The organism is Zunongwangia sp. L-65, assembly GCF_056859415.1.
Window position 1 is genome coordinate 63,518 of sequence record NZ_JBSXOK010000069.1, and the last position, 19,641, is coordinate 83,158.

The following is a 19,641-nucleotide window of genomic DNA, read 5'->3' on the forward strand; positions in this document are numbered from 1 at the left end:
ATTATGGTTAATTAAACTTTCTCTTTACAAACCATTGGTCATTCAAAGATAAACCAATTGATAATTTAAAAAAATTCTCTTGTATTAAACCTGAGTTAGTTGTACCGCGCTGTCCATACTCCAGACCCAGATTAAGATTAGAGAAATCTCCTCCAATCGGTAATCCTAATCCAAAAGATATGCCAAACTCATCAATAGACTCTCCATTAAGCTGCAACCCAGTTTCTTCGAAACGTCCTCCAAAGCGATAAACAACACGTTTAAAATAACTTGTAAGTGAGCTATATTCTGGTACAATATAACCTCCCAATCGATATGCGTTACCATCATTATATTCTACGTCATTCACCGGAGTATTAAAAACCGAGATTTCCGGTATACTTCCAAATGCGGAATATTCTCCTCCTAAAAACCATTTATTTGGTCTACCAATCCCTAAACCAAATGTTGCTTTTGATGGTAATGTTATATCTTGAGACTCCATATCAAAAGTCTTCACATTAAATATGTTTTCCCCATTTGCGGTAAATAGTACATTCCCAATCTCTCTATAACTCTCTGATGTTATATCAGCCTCAGGTGTATAAACAGCAGAAGCATGTAATTTTAATCCATTTTTCAATTTTGTTTGATAGTCTAATCCAAAATTGAAATTGAAACCTGATATATCAGAGCGATCTATATCCCGGGTACCATATTGTATACCTTCTCTTACAACCGTTCTTCTATGCTGAATATTTCCAAAATTGTAATCTGCATTTACTCCAACACTTAAATCCCTGCTTATGGCGTATGCTGCAGAAAGAAATACTTTATTCATTCCTCCACGGCCTCTTAACCTGCTGGCTCCATTTTCTTCAATATCATAAATTCGATATCCAACTGAAGAATATGGGATTAATCCCACACCAAAACCAAAACGCCCAACAGGAACACCTAATCCTAAATAATCTAAAGAAACATTTTTGGTTCGATCTTCTGCTCCCTGAGTTTCTTGCTTTGTAGACTCTACACTTGCCCCTACGGCATAAGTGGTCCTGGCCAGCTTACCATATCCTGCAGGATTTGTAAGGTTCATATGAATACTATCCGAAAATGTACTAAGACCTCCCATGGACCTGTTTTCCACAGTTCCTTTAAAATTGGTGATCCCTACGCCGTAATAAGAATACGGCGAAGAAGTGTTTTCCTGAGCTTTCGCCCAAAACGCAGAAAATAAAGCTACGATTACTATAAATCGTTTAATCATTGAGTTTTATTATATTCTAAAATGTAGTTTAAACCCTCTAAAAGAAAATTTGAGTTCGCAAATATGCTATTTTTTAGTCGCTTTGACAAAAATAGAAGATCACCACCCGTCAAAATAACTGTTAAATCTTTAAATTCTGAATAATAACGGCTAATCATTCCATCAATTTCTGCGGCAAAACCAAAATAAATACCACTTCTTAAACTTTCTTTTGTAGAGTTCCCTATCAATTTTAGATGGTTACTATCTGATTGTATTAACGGTAATTTTTCGGTAAACTTATGTACGGCCTGAAATCTCATTTGCAAACCAGGAGAAATCCCTCCTCCTAAATATTCAGATTCACTATTAACAATATCATAAGTCACACAGGTTCCTGCGTCGATCACTAGGCAATTTTGCTTTGGATAGGCATATACTGCTGCCGCTGCAAGGGCTATCCGATCTTTACCCAATGTCTCGGGAGAACTGTATTTATTTTCAAAAGGCAGTTTTATTTGATGATCTAAATAATATAAAACAGAATGCTTTTGAAGTATTTTTTTTAATGAATTATCATCTTTCAACACACTGGAAAGTATCGAGAACTCAATGTGGGGATATTTTTGAAAAATTTTTTCAATTTTTTTATTTTTTTCCGACTTCAGAAATTTAAAGCTTTCCAAAACCCTATGATTTTGAAAAACAGCAATTTTCGCAAAAGTATTCCCAAGATCAATAACAAGATTCATAGCCTGATTTTATAAAATGCGAAGTTACAAAAGCATTTTTTTAAAAAAAGGCTTGTGAGTTCCTAAAATTGAATTTATATTTGCAACCGCTTTCAAAAAGCAACTGGTGCCTTAGCTCAGTTGGTAGAGCAAAGGACTGAAAATCCTTGTGTCCCTGGTTCGATTCCTGGAGGCACCACCTTTAAAAAGCCCGCTAATTTTAGTGGGCTTTTTCTTTTTAAAAAATGTCCCGTCCTGAAATAAGTTGGGATCAAGCCTAAATGATCCCTTTTAAGATTGATCCATTGATCCTTTTATACCTTAAATGGGGTTGTTATAAATCTGGGATCCACCTTAATTTTTTGAAACTCTATAGCTTCAGCCTCAATAGAAATATAATTGAATTCATTAACAACTTTCCCTACACATCGATAAATCCCCTTATTATACAATGGATATTTAGCTACCTTGTCTGGGAATTGAACCGTATCAAAAATATTGTAGTCTATATCATAAAATGTAGCAAAACACATTTCTTTACCTCCAGAAGTTGTTGTTTTTTTTGTACAAATTAACTTCCCGTAGATGCTTACTTTTTTCCCTACGAAATTCTTAAGCTCATCTACTCTTGTATAATCATATACAGGATCCTGCAACAACTCAAAATAATTGCAAAGAGGAAAGCCTAAAAGCTCTATCTGATCGTAAGCGTCTATCAAAGCTGAATATTGAAATTCTGGCAATACATATTCTTTGTGCTGAATCTTAAACAGTCCCGGCTGATTGCTGTTTTTCTTTGATTTTATTTTTCTGAAATAAGCTTCCCATAATAACTGATGTTTATCTTTTCCAGTAAATCGAAACGCCCCCACCTTCAGTAATATTCGAAGTTGTTCTATAGAAATTTCCACCCTATCAATAAAATCGTCCAGGCTTTTATAGTATCCAAAAAACTGGCGATTTTCTAAAATCTGCTGTATGGTTTTTGTTTCTAGCTCTTTGATGTATCCAAAACCCAGGTAGATATTTTTCCCTAGTATCGTATTAGGATGATCGCTATGATTAATACAGGGTGCCAGCACATTACCACCACATTTTTTTATTTCCTGAATATAAGTTTCAACCGAATAAAATCCGCCCCCGTTATTAAGCACTGCTACCATAAACTCTAAAGGAAAGTATTTTTTAAGATATAAACTCTGGTAACTTTCTACGGCATAAGAGGCCGAATGCCCTTTTGGAAATGCATAGCCGGCAAACGATGAGATTTGTTCCCAAACCTCATCGGTGATTTGTTGTGTATACCCTCTTTCTTTACAATTACTACGAAATTGCGCTTCAATTTTTTCCATCTGCCCTTTTGAAGTTTTCTTTCCACTCATCCCCCTTCGCAACACATCGGCATCATCAAAACTAAGTCCGGCAAAATGATGTGCTACCTTCATCACATCTTCCTGATATACCATAATCCCATAGGTATCGCCCATAATTTCCAACATTACCGGATGTCCCTGATCTCGTCGTTTAGGATCCCGATGTCGCTTAATATATTCCTCTTTCATCCCACCGCTGGAAATCCCGGGCCTTATAATAGAGCTCGCAGCTACAAGATTCATATAATTATCTGTCTGCAACTTGGTAAGCAAACCACGCATTGCCGGCGACTCTACATAAAAAACTCCCATACAATCACCCATTTTAAGCAGATTGTTGATTGCCGGATCTTTTTTAAATTTTGGAATATTATCGATATCTTCAATAAAAGCATCAGGTTGATTTTGCCGAATCAACTCTAAAGTATCTGTTATTTTAGATAGTCCCCGCTGCGCCAGAATATCGAATTTATGAATCCCAACTTCTTCTGCAATATTCATGTCGATTTGGATCGTCTGAAAGTTTTTAGGCGGTAAAAAAGTAGCACCGTAATTAAAAATATCATCATTAAGGATCAAAATACCCCCTGAGTGTACACTTAAATAGTTAGGAAATCCCGCAATTAAATTCCCATAATTTAGTACTAAAAGTTCCATTTTATCTAAGCTCGAGCGTTCGAATCGCCCTAATGAAAGTTTATCAATTTCAGCCTTAGGAAGTCCAAAAACCTTCCCTAATTCCCTAATTACGGCACGACGTTTAAAAGTTACATAGGTCCCCATTAAGGCTACATGATCAAAGCGATTAAAAATAAAACGAGTTACATCCTCACGATCTCTCCAGGAAAAATCGATATCAAAATCTGGCGGAGAACTTCTATTTTCATTAATAAAACGTTCAAAATAAAGATCCAACTCTATAGGATCCACATTAGTAATCCCAATGATATAAGCTACAATAGAATTCGCACCACTACCACGCCCAATAACAGGATAATCTTTACTACGGGCGTATTGTACAATTTCATGATTAATCAAAAAGTAAGAAACAAAGCCCAGTTTTATAATAGCTGTAAGCTCTTTATCTAATCTGGCATACACTTCTTCATCGGCTTCCGGATATCGATTTTCAATATTATCATAACACATTTTTCGCAACTTAAGCTCATCTGCTTTCGCCTCATCGATGCTCGATAAATTGTTGTTTTGTTTTTTACTAAAAGTGAATTCTACTTCACAACCATCAGCAAGCGCTTTAGTGTTCGATAAAATTTCAGGAAATTCTTTAAAAACTTCGCTTACCTCTTCTTTAGAAAGCATTTTATCTTCAGGATTCCCTTGTTCTTCTACCGCAAGTTTACTCAACAATGTATTATTATCAATGGCCCGCAATAATCTATGTGCGTTAAAGTCTCTTTTACTTCGGAAAGAAACCGATTGTAGAACCACTAATTTTGAAGTATAATTTTTGTAGCCTGAAAATTTCAGTTTATTTAAATCTCGCACTGAAACTCCTATAAATTCATTTTCCATGAATTCAGTTTTGTTAGTTTCCAGTACTTTTTTAAAAGGATAAATTATATAGCAACCTTCTAATATTGGTGCATTTTTATCAAAATTTATTTTAGCATGTAAATGACTAGAGAGATGCTGATTCATCTCCCTAAATCCGTTTCTGTTTTTAGCAATCACCACATACTGCTGCTCCACACCATTACGAAAATCTATGCCCACCAACGGTTTTATGGAGAAATTCTTTGCCTGTTTTAAAAAACTTAAACAAGCCGAAGTATTATTAATATCGGTAAGAGCCACATAGGTAGCTTTATTCGACTCTGCTAATTTCAGCAACTCATTTTCAGAAAAAGTGCCATACCTCAGCGAAAAATAAGAATGACAATTTAAATACATAATCCTCCCTTCTATATTCCAGTTTATTTTTTTAGCTTTTAGCTAACCACTTTCAACTTGCTTTGATTAAAGATTGAGCTAATAATACCTTTTTAGTTTTTCGAATAACTCCCTCTTCAACTAAACTCTATTCTCTAGTTGAAGGAATACTTCTCGAATTCATTATTGATATCTATATCAAAGCTTATTGCAGTTATTTTTAATTTTCGATATAAACTCCACCGCTGGGAGCTATTTATTGATTTCGATGTGCCAGGACGATTGGAGGCTCTCCATCAAAAGGATTACGCATTCTTCCAATAGTTTTTGCACCCATACTCACTGCCCTTACCACACTACGCTCGCCATATTTGTCTTTAATTCGGTCTAAAGAATGATATAGGCTCAGCATCTTTTCACTATCATCAAACAAATTAATTTGGTAATGCCCACCTACAAGTCCGCTTAGCTTCACTCCGATAAGCCGAATCAAAACCCGTCGATTATATAGCTTTTTAAAAAGTTCTTCTGCCTTTGGTATTAAAATATGATCGGCACTGGTATAAGGAATTTTTACCTGAAGGGTACTGGTTTGAAAATCTGAGTATCTTATTTTTACACTGATATTCGAGGTTAGTTTATTCCCTCTTCGTAACTGAAACGCTAAACTCTCGGTCATTGCCACCAAAGTGGCATGCAAGCGGGTAACATCTGTAGTATCCCGATGAAAAGTGCGTTCATTCGAAATCGATTTACGATCATGAAACGGAATAATAGGAGTATGATCAATACCCTGAGCCCGTTTCCAAATGGTACGTCCGTTTTTACCCAACACCCCTTCTAAAACTTCCACTGGCATTTCCTGTAGTGTTTTCACCTTATACACCCCAAGCCCCATAAGTAGTTGAAAGGTTTTATTGCCAATCATCGGAATTTTATTTACATCAAGTGGCGCCAAAAATTGTTTTTCTTCTCCAAGCCTAATAACACTCATCGCATCGGGTTTCACTTCGCCCGTGGCGATTTTAGAAACTACTTTATTTTGCGATAACCCTACAGAAATTGGTAAACCACTCTCTTTGATGATACCTTCCCTAAGCTCTTTAGCAAATCGTTCGATCCCAAAAAAACGATCCATTCCGGTAAGATCAGCATAAAACTCGTCCACGCTAGCTTTCTCAAATAACGGCACCTGATTTTTAATAATCTCGGTTACCAGGTGTGATTCTTTGGTATAAATACTGGCATTCCCTTTTATATAAACTGCATGCGGGCAAAGCCTTCTGGCAATTTTCATTGGCATTCCCGATCGAACACCAAATTTTCGGGTTTCATAACTACACGAAGCTACCACGCCACGATCCCCCATTCCCCCAACAATCACCGGTTTATTCTTTAATTCTGAATGATGCTTTCGTTCTACCGAAACAAAAAAAGAATCCAAATCAAGATGTAACACTGACTTCAAAATCATATAATTTTGGATTTAATCCTATTTAATGGATTTATTCCAAAATTATAAAAATAAATAAAGCGAGAACGTTAAAATCCCGCTTTAGATCATTCATTTTCTATAAGTGTCTATGAATAGCGACCTTTTCAATTAAATTTATTTATCAACAATATGGGTTGGACTACCGTAAAATAATTCGGCACTTTCCATAATAGTTTCAGAAAGCGTTGGATGTGGATGTATGGTAAGCGACAAGTCCCTTGCCGTGGTCCCCATTTCTATTGCTAAGGCAATTTCAGGAATCAAACTTCCGGCATTTTTACCGGCAACACCACCTCCCAGAATAATTTCAGATTCTTTATCTACAATTAATTTTGTAAGCCCATTATCGGTACCCAACGCCTTAGCTCTTCCTGACGCCGACCATGGAAATTTTACCACTTTCGCATCGATATTAGATGACTTTAGTTCTTCTTCTGTAAGGCCACACCAGGCAATTTCTGGATCGGTAAATACAATGGCAGGAATTACTTTTGCGTCGTAAGCAGATCCTTTCTCTCCTTTAATCACTTCTGCTGCAACTCGACCTTCATGCGAGGCTTTATGCGCAAGCATGGGCTGTCCCGTTATATCACCAATAGCGTAGATATTATTTGCTGAAGTTTTACGATTGCTAAAGACTTTTATAAAACCGTCTTGCCCGATTTCTACTCCGGCATTTTGCGGTTTACTAGCTTTAACATTTGGTTTTCGCCCGATAGCCACCAATACTTTATCGAATTTCTTTTTCTGCTCTTTGTCGCCCGACTTCAATACTACTTCTACTTTCTTCTTTTTAGCGTTTACTTTTTCGACTTTAGTATCAAAATACAGGTTTTTAAACGGGTGTTCTTTTTCAAAAACCTTTACCAGATCACGATCAGCACCTGGCAAAAATCCAGAGGTCATTTCAGCAACAGAAACTTCACTCCCTAAATTAGCATACACACTACCAAGTTCCAAACCAATATAGCCACCACCAATCACCAGTAACTTTTTAGGGATTTCTTTAATATCCAGTGCATCTTTAGAATTCCAGATCAATTGATGATCTACCTCGATATTTGGCAACTCGGTTGGCGTGGATCCGGTAGCAATAATCACATTTTCGAACTCCAGTTCGTATGAATCTCCTGAATTCTTTTTAATCTCCAAAGTTTGTTCATCTTTAAAAAAAGCTTTCCCCTGGATAAACTCCACTTTTCTGGCTTTACTAAGCTGCCCTAAACCGCTGGTTAGTTTTTTTACAACCTCATCTTTCCATTCACCAATTTTCTTGACATCGATTTCAGGTTCGCCAAAACGTACTCCAAAATTCGCTAATTCTAATGCCTCCTTTTTCACCTTCGCCACATGTAACAAGGCTTTAGAAGGAATACAACCGCGATATAAACAAACACCACCAGGATTAGCTTCCGGATCGATTAAAGTGGTTTTGATTCCCAAATCAGCTGCTCTAAAAGCCGCTGCATAACCGCCCGGACCTGCACCGATTATAACCAATTCTTTTTTCTCTTTCTTGCTATTTGCCATAATTTCTTTTTACTCGATAATCGAGATTTAAATATTGCAAAGGTTATTTAGAAAATAAAATTACTTTTCTAAACTGTTAAGCTTAGCTCATAAAGAGCTAATTACGCCCCAAGCAAAGCTTTGTAAGGATCTTCCAGCGCCTGTGTGATCCAATTTATAAACGCGGCGCCATCGGCGCCATCGATTAAACGATGATCGTAGGATAAGCTTAATGGTAAGATTTCTCTTGGCTTAAATTCATCATCGACATACACCGGTTTTTTAGCCGAACGTGAAATTCCCAAAATAGCCACTTGGGATGCAGGAACGATCGGTGTAAAATTAGTACCTCCAATCCCGCCAAGATTAGAAATAGAGAAATTAGCCCCTTCCATATCTTCCTTGCTTAATTTTCCATCCCTGGCTTTTTCAGCGATATTGGTTAATTCCGTAGCAATTTCTATAATACTTTTCTTATCGGCATCTTTAATAACTGGCACTAAAAGTCCTTTTTCTGTAGCTACTGCAATCCCGATATTCACATAATTCTTCAGAATCATCTCTTCGTTTTCCATATCTATACTGGCGTTAAACTTTGGAAATCGAACTAATGCACTCGCAACGATTTTAGTCAATAAGGCGGTAATCGTTAATTTCCCACCGGCTTTTTCGGCTTTATCCTGATTCGTCTCTAAATATTGCTGAATATCAGTAATATCGGCTTCATCAAACTGGAAAACATGCGGAACCGATTGCCAGGAAGCAGTCACATTTTTGGCCGTCGCTTTTCGAATATTATTTAATGGCTTACGCTCCACACTGCCCCATTTTTCAAAATCAGGTAAAGAAATACTGGCTGATCTTGTTGATTTCGGACTATCTTTTTTAGCAAATTCTTTGACGTCTTTTTCTGAAACTCTCCCCGAAATCTCTTCTGCCAGTTCAGTAAGATCTACACCGAGTTCTCTTGCTAAGCGACGAGTACCTGGCGAAGCTTGAATTCCGGCTCCGGTAGATGACTCTCCTGAAGAAGATTTTCCAGACTTCTTATTTTCTTTTTCTTCAGAAGTTTTGCCAGCCTCAGGTTCATCCTTTTTAGATGATTTTTTGTCATCCTGATTTTCATCCGCATCATCTTCCTCAGGCTCTTCGTCGTTATCTTCCGGATTTTCTTCTTTTATTTTTTTCTTTTTCTTTCCAGACTGTTTTTCTTCAGAATCTTCATCTTCCTCTTCATTTTCTTCTTCGGAAGTATTTTCTTTTTCCTTCTCTTCTTCTGAAGCTTCCCCGTTATCTTCATCAGTTTCATCATCATCAGATTCTTCCAAAAGAATGATGACTTGACCAACTTCAACCTCATCACCTTCACTGATCTTTATTTCTTTTATAGTCCCCGCGGCCGAACTTGGAACTTCTACTGAAGCTTTATCACTTTCTACAGCAATAACACTCTGATCTTTTTCGATTTTATCACCTTCAGCAACTAATACCTCAGAAACTGTTGCAGATTCTACTCCGTCACCTATTTGCGGAACTTTAATTTCTTTAGCCATTTTCTTTTCTTTTATTGGTTAAGACGTTCTTGGATTTGGTTTTTTAGCGTCGATATCAAATTTCTTCGCCGCTTCTTTAAGCTGCTTTGCTTTAATCTTACCTTCATTTGCTAATTCATAAAGCGCAGCAAAAACAATATGCGCTGCGTTTACTTCAAAAAATTCGCGTAATTCTGGTCTTGCGTCACTACGCCCAAAACCATCGGTACCCAAAACTGCAAGATTAGTCGGAAACCATTTTGCAATCGATTCAGGCAATGCTTTCACGTAATCTGAAGCTGCTACAAAAATCCCTTTTTCGTCTTCCAGACATTCCTGGATATAATTTTTATCTTTATTTAATTGCGTTTTTAAACGATTGTTACGCTCGGTATCTATGGCATCGTCATAAAGCGCTTTATAACTGGTAATACTCCAAATATCTACAGCGACATCATATTCTTTTTCTAAAATATTAGCAGCCTCCAATACTTCGGCCATAATAGAACCGCTACCAAAAAGATGTGCTTTTTTATCAGTTTTGCGTTTTCTGCTTTTCTGAAATTTATACAATCCTTTTAAAATACCCTCTTCACTATCTTTTGGCATTTTAGGCATTTTATAAGTTGCATTCCCTAAAGTGATATAGTAGAAATAATGCTTTTTATCGATATACATTTCTTTAATCCCAGCTTCTACTATCGTTGCCAGTTCATAGGCAAAAGCAGGATCGTAAGCTTTTAAAGTAGGAAAAGCCAGAGCATATAAATGGCTGTTCCCGTCCTGATGCTGCAATCCTTCACCTGGCAAACTTGTTCTCCCTGAAATACCTCCAATCAAAAAGCCTTTGGCGCCGGCATCGGCTGCGGCCCACATTAAATCACCTGTTCGTTGAAAACCAAACATCGAGTAGAAAAAATAAAATGGGATCATTGGTTTTGCCTGATTAAGATAAGCAGTACCTGCAGCTATAAACTCGGCCATACAACCCGATTCAGTTATTCCTTCTTCCATGATGGCCCCATTTTCAGATTCTTTAAAGAACAACAGACTTTCTTTATCTACCGGCTCGTATAACTGTCCCCCAGGGGCATAAATTCCAACTTGTCTAAATAATGACTCCATTCCAAAAGTCCTGCTTTCGTCAGGAATTATGGGCACAATATATTTCCCCAGTTCTTTATCTTTAAACAACCTGCTCAAGGTTTGGATCATCACCATGGTCGTCGCAGCCTCATCATCTCCAGAGCCTTCCAGAAAACTTTTAAAAACTTTTTTATCGGGCTCTTTTAGCGCTTCGCTATTGTCTTTTCGCTGCGGAAGAAAACCACCTAATTTTTCCCGCTTTTCGTGTAGATATTTAAGCTCTTCACTATCTTCTTCAGGCTTTAAAAACGGAATATCTTTTAGCTCTTTATCTGAAATCGGAAGACTGAAAAAATCTCTAAATGCCTTCAACTCTTCTTCTTTAAAGCTTTTGGTTTTATGCGATACATTACTGGCTTCACCAGCTTTTCCCTGTCCATAACCTTTGATGGTTTGCGCAAGAATAATTGTAGGCTGACCTTTATGCTCGGTGGCCTGCTTGTAAGCGTTGTATATCTTTTGATAATCATGTCCGCCTCGCTTTAGACGTTTTAATTCATCATCAGATAGATTTTTTACGATTTTAGCAAGATTCTTATCTTTCCCAAAGAGATCTTCACGAATAAACGCTCCTTCAGAAAATGCATATTTCTGAAGTTGCCCATCGGGGATTTCGTTGAGTAAGCTCACCAGTTTCCCTTCAGTATCTTTTTCAAATATAGGATCCCAATCTTTTCCCCAGATCAGTTTGATAACATTCCATCCTGCTCCCTGAAATAATCCCTCCAACTCCTGGATGATCTTACCACTACCACGAACAGGACCATCTAATCGTTGCAAGTTACAATCGACAACAAAGGTTAAGTTATCCAGTTTATCTCTGGCAGCAACACTAATGGCTCCACGGGCTTCAGGTTCATCCATCTCTCCATCTCCTAAATACGCCCAAATTTGCTGATCGTTCTTTTCTATAATTCCTCGTTTTTCAAGATACTTATTAAAACGTGCCTGATAGATTGCACTTATAGGACCTAATCCCATAGAAACTGTTGGGAAATTCCAAAAATCGGGCATTAGGTGCGGATGCGGATACGAGGTTAATCCTTTATCTGACTTTACTTCTCTACGGAAGTTTTCTAAATGCTCTTCTGTAAACCGACCTTCTAGAAATCCCCTGGAATAAACGCCCGGGGAAGCGTGCCCCTGAAAATATACTAAGTCTGACCCCGCACTTCGATCCATTTTAAAAAAGTGGTTAAAACCAACTTCCCATAAGTGAGCGATTGAAGAATACGTAGAAATGTGTCCACCAATTCCTTTACTTTTATTATTGGCTCTTACCACCATTGCCATGGCATTCCAACGGATATAAGCCAGTATTTTTTCTTCGATTTCAATATCTCCGGGATATTGTTCTTCATCCTCGGGACTAATGGTATTAATGTAAGGTGTCGTTAAAGGTAAGTCTGATTTTACACCGTGCTTTTGAGCTTCTGCTCGTAATAATTTCAGAATTTCTTCTACTCGTTCTTTAGACTCGTTTTGCAAAACCCACCTAAGGGAATCCAGCCATTCCTGGTTTTCAATTTCGGCTGCTGCTTCTTTTTCCTCTGCCATCTTTTGAGATTTATTAGTTGGTAATAGAGTGGTCTCTCTCCTTGAAATTACCAATTAATAAAACCGACTTCAAATGATTAACACAAGATTATAGTCCTATGCTAAATCTTTCAAAAATCGGAAAGCAAAACTTACTGAATTTTAAGACGAAAAAATCATATTAGAAAAGCATCGAATTTCGGAAACTAAAAAAGCCTCAATAATTTTAATAATTAATGAGGCTTTTTATCTAATATCAATTTTTAAACTATGAAGCTGCTTTTAGCGCATTCATGGTCGATTTATTTAATTTCTCTTCGGCATATTCACGAGTAAGCGTAAATTCAGTTACATCGCTTTCAGGAAGATCAAACATCGCATCGGTTAAAATCGCTTCACATAGCGAACGTAATCCACGAGCCCCCAATTTATATTCTACCGCCTTTTCTACAATAAAATCTAAAGCCTCATCTGTAGCATTAAATTCGATCTCGTCCATCTCAAACAGTTTTGTGTACTGCTTTATTATGGCGTTTTTAGGCTCGGTTAAAATAGACCGAAGGGTTTCTTGATCTAGCGGATTCATGTATGTTAAAGCAGGCAAACGCCCGATAATCTCAGGTATCAGTCCAAAATCTTTTAAATCCTTCGGGATGATATATTTTAAAAGATTGGTTCTTTCAATATTATCATCACTTTTGGAAGCGCTAAATCCAACGGCCTGCATGTTTAAACGCTTGCTGATATTTTTCTCGATCCCATCAAAAGCCCCGCCGGCAATAAAAAGAATATTCTCTGTATCTACCTCGATAAATTTTTGATCGGGGTGCTTTCTTCCTCCTTTTGGCGGAACATTTACTGTAGTTCCTTCCAGAAGTTTTAATAGTGCCTGCTGAACGCCTTCCCCGGAAACATCCCTGGTAATTGAAGGATTATCGCTTTTACGCGCAATTTTATCGATCTCATCAATAAAAACAATACCTCGCTGTGCTTTATCTACATTATAATCTGCTGCCTGAAGCAATCGTGTTAGGATTCCTTCTACATCTTCACCCACATAACCAGCTTCAGTTAATACCGTAGCATCCACAATTGCTAAAGGCACATTGAGCATCTTAGCAATCGTTTTGGCCATTAAAGTTTTACCGGTACCGGTTTCTCCAACCATTACGATATTACTTTTTTGAATCTCGATATCATCATCGCTATCAGGTTGTAATAATCGTTTATAATGATTATAAACGGCAACAGACATCACTTTTTTTGTGGCTTCCTGCCCAATAATATATTCATCTAAGAATGCCTTTATCGATTTGGGCTTACTCAGCATTAATTCTGAAGATAACTCGTTTGCTTCTCCTTGCTTAGATTCTTCGAGAACAATCCCATGCGCCTGCTCGATACATCGGTCACAAATATGGGCATCTAAACCTGCAATCAATAAATTTGTTTCAGGTTTTTTTCTTCCGCAGAAGGAGCATTCTAATTCCTCTTTCGCCATCTTGTTATATTTCCTGTTCAATTTCAGAATAAAGTATCCTGAAAATCTCTTATAATTTATCTAATGTTGATCCTAATCTCTGGTCAGGATTTCGTCTATCATTCCATATTCCTTAGCTCTATCGGCTTTCATCCAGTAATCACGGTCACTGTCTTCATACACTTTCTCGTAACTCTGTCCTGAATGTTTAGAAATGATTTTATACAATTCTTCTTTCAATGTAATGATTTCTCTGGCCGTGATCTCGATATCACTAGCCTGTCCCTGTGCTCCACCAAGTGGCTGATGAATCATTACCCTGGAATGTGGTAAACCGCTTCGCTTTCCTTCTGCTCCTGCACAAAGCAATACCGCACCCATAGAAGCTGCCATCCCTGTACAAATTGTTGCAACATCTGGTTTAATAAACTGCATGGTATCGTAGATTCCTAAACCGGCATAAACGCTACCGCCAGGAGAGTTGATATAAATCTGAATATCTTTAGAAGAATCTGTACTTTCTAAAAACAACAATTGTGCCTGGATAATATTAGCTACCTGATCATTAATACCAGTCCCCATAAAGATAATCCTGTCCATCATTAATCGTGAAAATACATCCATAGCAACAGCATTCATCTGGCGCTCTTCGATAATATTAGGAGTCATGCCCACCGGAGTCATACTACTTACTATTTTATCATAATAATTGCTATTTATCCCGTGGTGTTTAGTTGCGTACTTCTCGAATTCTTTTCCGTAGTCCATCAATTTTTTTATTTAATTACACAAGTAATCTATAAAGCCAAAAAAGGCGTTATACCATTATGGTTAACGCCTTAAAGATAGGTATAAATTATAAAAAAGGCTTACCCGATAATCGAGATTTGATTTTTAGGGTTTTACCCTGAAGTAAAATTTATCTGCCGAATTACCAACAGTTTTTTTACTCATAAATTTCTTTTACAAACTCATCGTAAGTAACTTCCTTTTCGTCAAATTTCATATTGTCTTTATAGAAATTTAACAATTTTTCGTTAACTAATTGCTCAGATAAACGCTTAACTTCGTCCTGATTAGATAAGATTCTTGCTGCGATATCATCTAATTCTTTATCTGAAGGATCCATCTGGCCAAACTGAGCCATTTGCTCTTTAATTTTATCTTTAGCAAAGGCTTTTAAAGCTTCAAAATCTACCTGAATATCGTTCTCTTTAACGATTTTCCCTTCGATTAACTGGTAACGAAGCCCTTTTTCGCTGTTCTGATATTCTTCTTTTGCTTCTTCTTCAGTTAATGGCTTTTCACCTACTGTTCTGATCCATTTTTGAAGAAACTCTTTAGGAAGATCAAATTCAGTCTTTTCGATCAACGCTTCAGTAACATCATTCATTAACTGCTGATCGCTTTGCTGAACAAATTGCTTTTCAGCATCCTCTTTGATTTTCTCTTTAAGCTCAGTAACAGTAGTCACTTTACCTTCACCAAAAAGCTTATCAAATAATTCCTGGTCTAAATCAGCAAGTTCTCTTTTATTGATTTCCGAAATAGTGAATTCTACTTCGATATCAAGATCGTGAGCTTTATCATGCTCAATCTTTAAATGTTGGATTAAATCGTGATCGTCCTCAAAAAGACTTTTCGTCTTTAAAGCAATCGTATCACCAACTTTAGCTCCTACAAACTTATTAAGGTTTCTTTTTCCTTTGATTTTCTCCAGTTCGATTGAAGTTTCATTTTCGATACCTTCTTCTTCATTTTTGAAAGTTCCGGCAACGATATCTCCTTCTTCAACCTCATCTTTAGAAACTAATTTACCGTACTGTTTTTGGATATTTTCGATTTGTTTATCGATCATTGTATCATCAGCAACGATATTATATTTTGTTACAGGTTTTTCTAAATCAAGACTTACTTCAAATTCTGGAGCAAGACCAACCTCAAACTCAAAAGTGTAGTTATCTTTATTCCAGTCAAAATTTTCCTGCTCTTTAGGAATTGGATTTCCAAGAACGTCTAATTTTTCTTCAGTAAGATATTTATTAAGGTTTTCCTGTAGTAATTTATTTACTTCATCTACCAATACAGCCTGCCCGTATTGCTTTTTTACCATCCCCATAGGAACGTGACCTTTTCTAAAGCCAGGAACATTGGCATTTTTACGGTAATCCTTAAGGATTTTCTCTACTTTAGGAGCATAGTCGTCTTTTGCGATATCTACTTTTACTACCGCATTCAATTCATCAATATTCTCTCTGGTAATATTCATCTTGACTTATTATAAAAAATTGGTGTGCAAAATTAAGCTTTTTTCACTAGCCTGCAAAGTTTCAAATTATTGAATTTCAGCAAGCTTCTAATCCTTATCAAGAAGAGAATATAATATGGACTGAAATAACGAGAAAAGCAAACTAAATATTATCGCCATAAACCAGCCATCTACACTAAAACCAGGCACAAAACCGTCTGCTAAAAAGATGATTATGGCATTAATGATCAGTAAAAACAAGCCCAGTGTTAATATGGTTACCGGTAAAGTTAATATTACCAAAACAGGTTTAACAATAATATTGAGCAATGCTAAAACTATGGCTACAATAAATGCCGTAAAATAGCTATTTACGGTAACACCAGGTAAAACCTTGGCTAGACCTACCACTACTAGCGCAGACAAAAGGAGTTTTAATAAAAGTCTCATTTTATTATAAGGGTTTGATTGATAGTTCAAAATTGCGAAAAAAAAAGTCGGCTATCTGCCGACTTCCTCATATTTTAATATAAGTTTATCATTACTGCACATCATTACTAAGGGTAATGGTACCGTATTGTCCAATATTTACTTTTGGAACCGTAGCCCCATATGTGGTGTTAATCTGCTCGATAATCTCGTTAGCCACAATAGCGTATCCTCGTGGTGTTAAATGCACCCCGTCTAAAGAAAAAGCTCCACCTGTTGCATAGGTTGCGGTTACAGTACCAGCATCATAAGCCACGCCGCCATTAGCCAGATCGTTTAATAATGCATTAGCATCTACCATGGCCAGCCCTTTTGCATTTGCCACTGCGGCTATGGTTTGATTAAATGCCGTCGTAGCCGTTTGGATTTCTGAAATTTCTGTACTATCTAAAACATCAGCATCGTCCAAGCCATTCACACCACCAAATAGGATATTCGCTTGTGCTGCAGTTGGTGTACCCCCAGACATTAGTAGCCCTAGAACCTGTTGCACTTCTGCCGTTAAATTAACAGAACCGTACCCACTAGCCAAAGCCGATTGATCTACCTGCAATTGAATTAACTCATCTGCAGTCATCTGTCTAAACCCAAGGGGATTAGCTTGAGTAACTGGCACATCGATTATAAATCTATTTGGCCCTTCATTAAAAGTTATTGCATATTGAGCAGCTAAAGCCATTGCCTGTTCCTGCGGAACTCCCTGCGCCATTAGACCTCCTGCAAAAACCTGAGAAACCGCTCCAAAATAAGAGGTTAAACTTGCGGCTGTCTGGGCATCTAGTTGCAAAGCATTATTAGGCACAGTATTGAAAAATGCTATTGAAGTCACATCTGGAATATTAATTAACACTCCGCCGGCGCCACTGGCAGTTAAACTTTCAACCAAACCTGAATACACCTGAGCAAATACCTGCGGATCTGTAATATCATTAGATCCATAGGTAGCTGGATTTAAATTCCCTGTTTGATTAACCCCCGTACCTCCTGAAGTAGCATAACCTAATACATCATTATTACCTATCCATAAAGAAAAGAATGTAGGATTTTGAGCCAATGCATCAGCTATCACACTCGTCTGAGGGGAAGACGCAAATCTTACAAAATAAGGATTTGAAAGACCGGCCTGTACTCCTGCTACATTACCATAACCTTCTACTCCTAAATGATAAGATTTAGCTCCCGGCACTCCCATATTACTAAAAGGACCTTCTAAGACATTAGTGATATCTGTAGTTGCAGCCATTCCGGTATAAACTGAAGGACTATTATTTCCTTCCCCATCTGAAGCTAACACCAAACGGTTATTAAATCCTGGCAATTGTTGTCCGGATAGTAAAAGTCCACCCGCATTATCATTCATATAAGGAATAGTAAACTCATCTGTTTCCTGCGTTAAAGCAAACTGTCCTGCCAAAATATTAGGATACGAATTGGTTTGCCCGGTAATATAAAGTGCATTATCTGCATAACCTGCCGTTAATGAATTTCCTAAAGCAACATAATGCGTAAAATTCGCCTCCCCATTGCTATATACATTTCCTTCTTCATCTATTGGATTGTCTAAATCTGGCTCACAAGAAACTATTCCCAAAGCCAATAAGCCTACTGCTAAAAATCTATAGTTTTTCATCTTTTCCTGTAAGTTTAAATTTTGAATGTCACCCCAAGCCCAGGCACAAATGCCACTGTTTTGTACGAACCTTCAAAAGGTACATTTTGGCCATTTTCCATATAATAATCATAGGATTCCTCTACTTCTTTAAATCGGTTATAAAGGAAAGAGGCGTCTATCGATAGATTATCTGTAATATTTACAGATAATCCGGCCGTGAAACCATGCGCATCATTTCTTGGGGTTTCTGGTGCAAAGTAGCCTGATTGTACAGGAGATTCATCAAAATAGTATCCGGCTCTTAGGGTAAACATTTCGTTTGCGATGTATTGTGCCCCAAATCTGTAGGTATTAGCATCCTTATAATTTCTAGGATTTTTGGAATCTGGAATTGCCGGATCCTGAAAATCGATATCTAAAGATTTATATACGTCCCAAAAAGCCCGGTTATAATCAAAAGCAACCAACCATTTTTCTGAAATCTCATAAGAAGCTCCAATCGAAAGCTCTGCCGGCAACGGTAACGAGGCATCAAACCTGGTATCTTTAAACGGCGTGAGAGGCGAATTAGGAATATTATTAAAATCTGCATCACCATTTTCTGCTTCAACAATAATTTCTGAACGATAATTCGCCCCTATCCTAAGTTTATCAGTAGGGTTATACATGGCTCCTAAAGACCAACCCCAGGCATGTACTCCAGAAGCATCTACAGTTACATTTGCTCTGTTTCCATCGATATCGCTAAGGGTCCTGTTTAAATTTCTGTTGAAGTTTACCGATCCGTTTACATATATAGGCCCTCCACCAACACTAAGTTTATCTGAAATTTTCACAGAAGCTAAAGCCTGAATATATATAGCCTGAAGATCTATATTATTTACCAAATGAGACCCAGACCAATCTGTAGGCCATTCTACAGAACTACCGTAAGGCGTATAAGCTGCAAGCCCTAAGGTTAACCAATCTGAAGCTCTATAAGAAATATAGGCATAAAAAGGCGTCCCCACAGGACTATCTGTTCTTGCCATTTGCCCATATTCATCATTTTGCCATACCACGTCAGAGAATACCGCACTGGCCCCAACGGCTACATTTATGCGGTCCTCTAAATACACTAACCCTGCCGGGTTAAAAAAAGCCAATTCTGCATTATCAACTACAGCCACACCAGTATGCCCCATGGCCAGCCTGCGCTGTCCCTGAAGCCCTACCCTGTATCCCCCGGCATAAGTCATTGCAGTCGCTAACCCAAAAAGGGTCAGGAATAAAAGTTTCTTCATAATATTAGTAGAATTAAGTTTGTCTCTATTTGTAAATCGTGTAATGAATTTAGCACAAAATACAAATACCACAACAAAATAGGTAAAAA

At 37.4% G+C, this 19,641-nt stretch carries 13 protein-coding genes and 1 tRNA gene; 1 reads left to right on the top strand and 13 read right to left on the bottom strand.

Annotated elements, in window-relative coordinates; all coding sequences use genetic code 11:
* Nucleotides 1-7: 7 nt before the first annotated feature.
* Nucleotides 8-1,249 (bottom strand): BamG family beta-barrel-assembly machinery protein, encoded by a 1,242-nt coding sequence (gene bamG / locus AC13DP_RS14155; protein ID WP_272956799.1) that lies wholly within the window; start codon nucleotides 1,247-1,249, stop codon nucleotides 8-10.
* The gene (locus tag AC13DP_RS14160; protein ID WP_228249567.1) at nucleotides 1,246-1,980 is read right to left on the bottom strand and encodes a type III pantothenate kinase; all 735 of its coding nucleotides are present in this window, start codon (nucleotides 1,978-1,980) and stop codon (nucleotides 1,246-1,248) included. Before AC13DP_RS14160 ends, bamG begins: the two co-directional genes overlap by 4 nt.
* A gap of 105 nt (nucleotides 1,981-2,085) precedes the next feature.
* On the opposite strand from AC13DP_RS14160, the gene AC13DP_RS14165 reads away from it, so the two are divergent.
* Nucleotides 2,086-2,158 (top strand) — tRNA-Phe (locus AC13DP_RS14165).
* A gap of 115 nt (nucleotides 2,159-2,273) precedes the next feature.
* On the opposite strand, the gene AC13DP_RS14170 is transcribed toward AC13DP_RS14165, so the two are convergent.
* From AC13DP_RS14170 to AC13DP_RS14220, 11 genes are all read right to left on the bottom strand, one after another.
* Nucleotides 2,274-5,243 (bottom strand): DNA polymerase III subunit alpha, encoded by a 2,970-nt coding sequence (locus AC13DP_RS14170; RefSeq protein ID WP_272957028.1) that lies wholly within the window; start codon nucleotides 5,241-5,243, stop codon nucleotides 2,274-2,276.
* 235 nt (nucleotides 5,244-5,478) lie between these two features.
* Nucleotides 5,479-6,696 carry a DNA polymerase IV gene (gene dinB / locus AC13DP_RS14175; RefSeq protein WP_272957027.1) on the bottom strand — a complete coding sequence of 406 codons (1,218 nt, stop codon included), beginning with the start codon at nucleotides 6,694-6,696 and terminating at the stop codon, nucleotides 5,479-5,481.
* 135 nt (nucleotides 6,697-6,831) lie between these two features.
* Nucleotides 6,832-8,247: a dihydrolipoyl dehydrogenase gene (gene lpdA, locus AC13DP_RS14180; protein ID WP_272957026.1), complete on the bottom strand. Its 1,416-nt coding sequence runs from the start codon at nucleotides 8,245-8,247 to the stop codon at nucleotides 6,832-6,834.
* 101 nt (nucleotides 8,248-8,348) lie between these two features.
* The gene (locus tag AC13DP_RS14185) at nucleotides 8,349-9,779 is read right to left on the bottom strand and encodes a 2-oxo acid dehydrogenase subunit E2 (RefSeq protein ID WP_272957025.1); all 1,431 of its coding nucleotides are present in this window, start codon (nucleotides 9,777-9,779) and stop codon (nucleotides 8,349-8,351) included.
* A gap of 18 nt (nucleotides 9,780-9,797) precedes the next feature.
* Nucleotides 9,798-12,461, bottom strand: coding sequence for a pyruvate dehydrogenase (acetyl-transferring), homodimeric type (gene aceE / locus AC13DP_RS14190; RefSeq protein WP_273300147.1), 2,664 nt, complete (start codon nucleotides 12,459-12,461; stop codon nucleotides 9,798-9,800).
* Between the two features lie 247 nt (nucleotides 12,462-12,708).
* Nucleotides 12,709-13,941 carry an ATP-dependent Clp protease ATP-binding subunit ClpX gene (gene clpX, locus AC13DP_RS14195; protein WP_228249572.1) on the bottom strand — a complete coding sequence of 411 codons (1,233 nt, stop codon included), beginning with the start codon at nucleotides 13,939-13,941 and terminating at the stop codon, nucleotides 12,709-12,711.
* A 72-nt stretch (nucleotides 13,942-14,013) separates the two neighbouring features.
* Entirely contained in the window at nucleotides 14,014-14,688 is a 675-nt protein-coding gene (clpP, locus tag AC13DP_RS14200; protein ID WP_013070139.1) for an ATP-dependent Clp endopeptidase proteolytic subunit ClpP, read from the bottom strand.
* Between the two features lie 178 nt (nucleotides 14,689-14,866).
* Nucleotides 14,867-16,189, bottom strand: a complete 1,323-nt coding sequence (tig, locus tag AC13DP_RS14205; protein WP_013070138.1) for a trigger factor — start codon at nucleotides 16,187-16,189, stop codon at nucleotides 14,867-14,869.
* Between the two features lie 87 nt (nucleotides 16,190-16,276).
* Complete coding sequence (locus AC13DP_RS14210; RefSeq protein ID WP_041578627.1) at nucleotides 16,277-16,618, bottom strand: phage holin family protein; 342 nt, start codon at nucleotides 16,616-16,618, stop codon at nucleotides 16,277-16,279.
* 91 nt (nucleotides 16,619-16,709) lie between these two features.
* Nucleotides 16,710-18,287 carry an SGNH/GDSL hydrolase family protein gene (locus tag AC13DP_RS14215; protein WP_272957022.1) on the bottom strand — a complete coding sequence of 526 codons (1,578 nt, stop codon included), beginning with the start codon at nucleotides 18,285-18,287 and terminating at the stop codon, nucleotides 16,710-16,712.
* Nucleotides 18,288-18,301: 14 nt separating this feature from the next.
* On the bottom strand, nucleotides 18,302-19,552 hold the full coding sequence (locus AC13DP_RS14220; RefSeq protein ID WP_228249575.1) for an OmpP1/FadL family transporter: 1,251 nt from the start codon (nucleotides 19,550-19,552) through the stop codon (nucleotides 18,302-18,304).
* Nucleotides 19,553-19,641 lie beyond the last annotated feature (89 nt).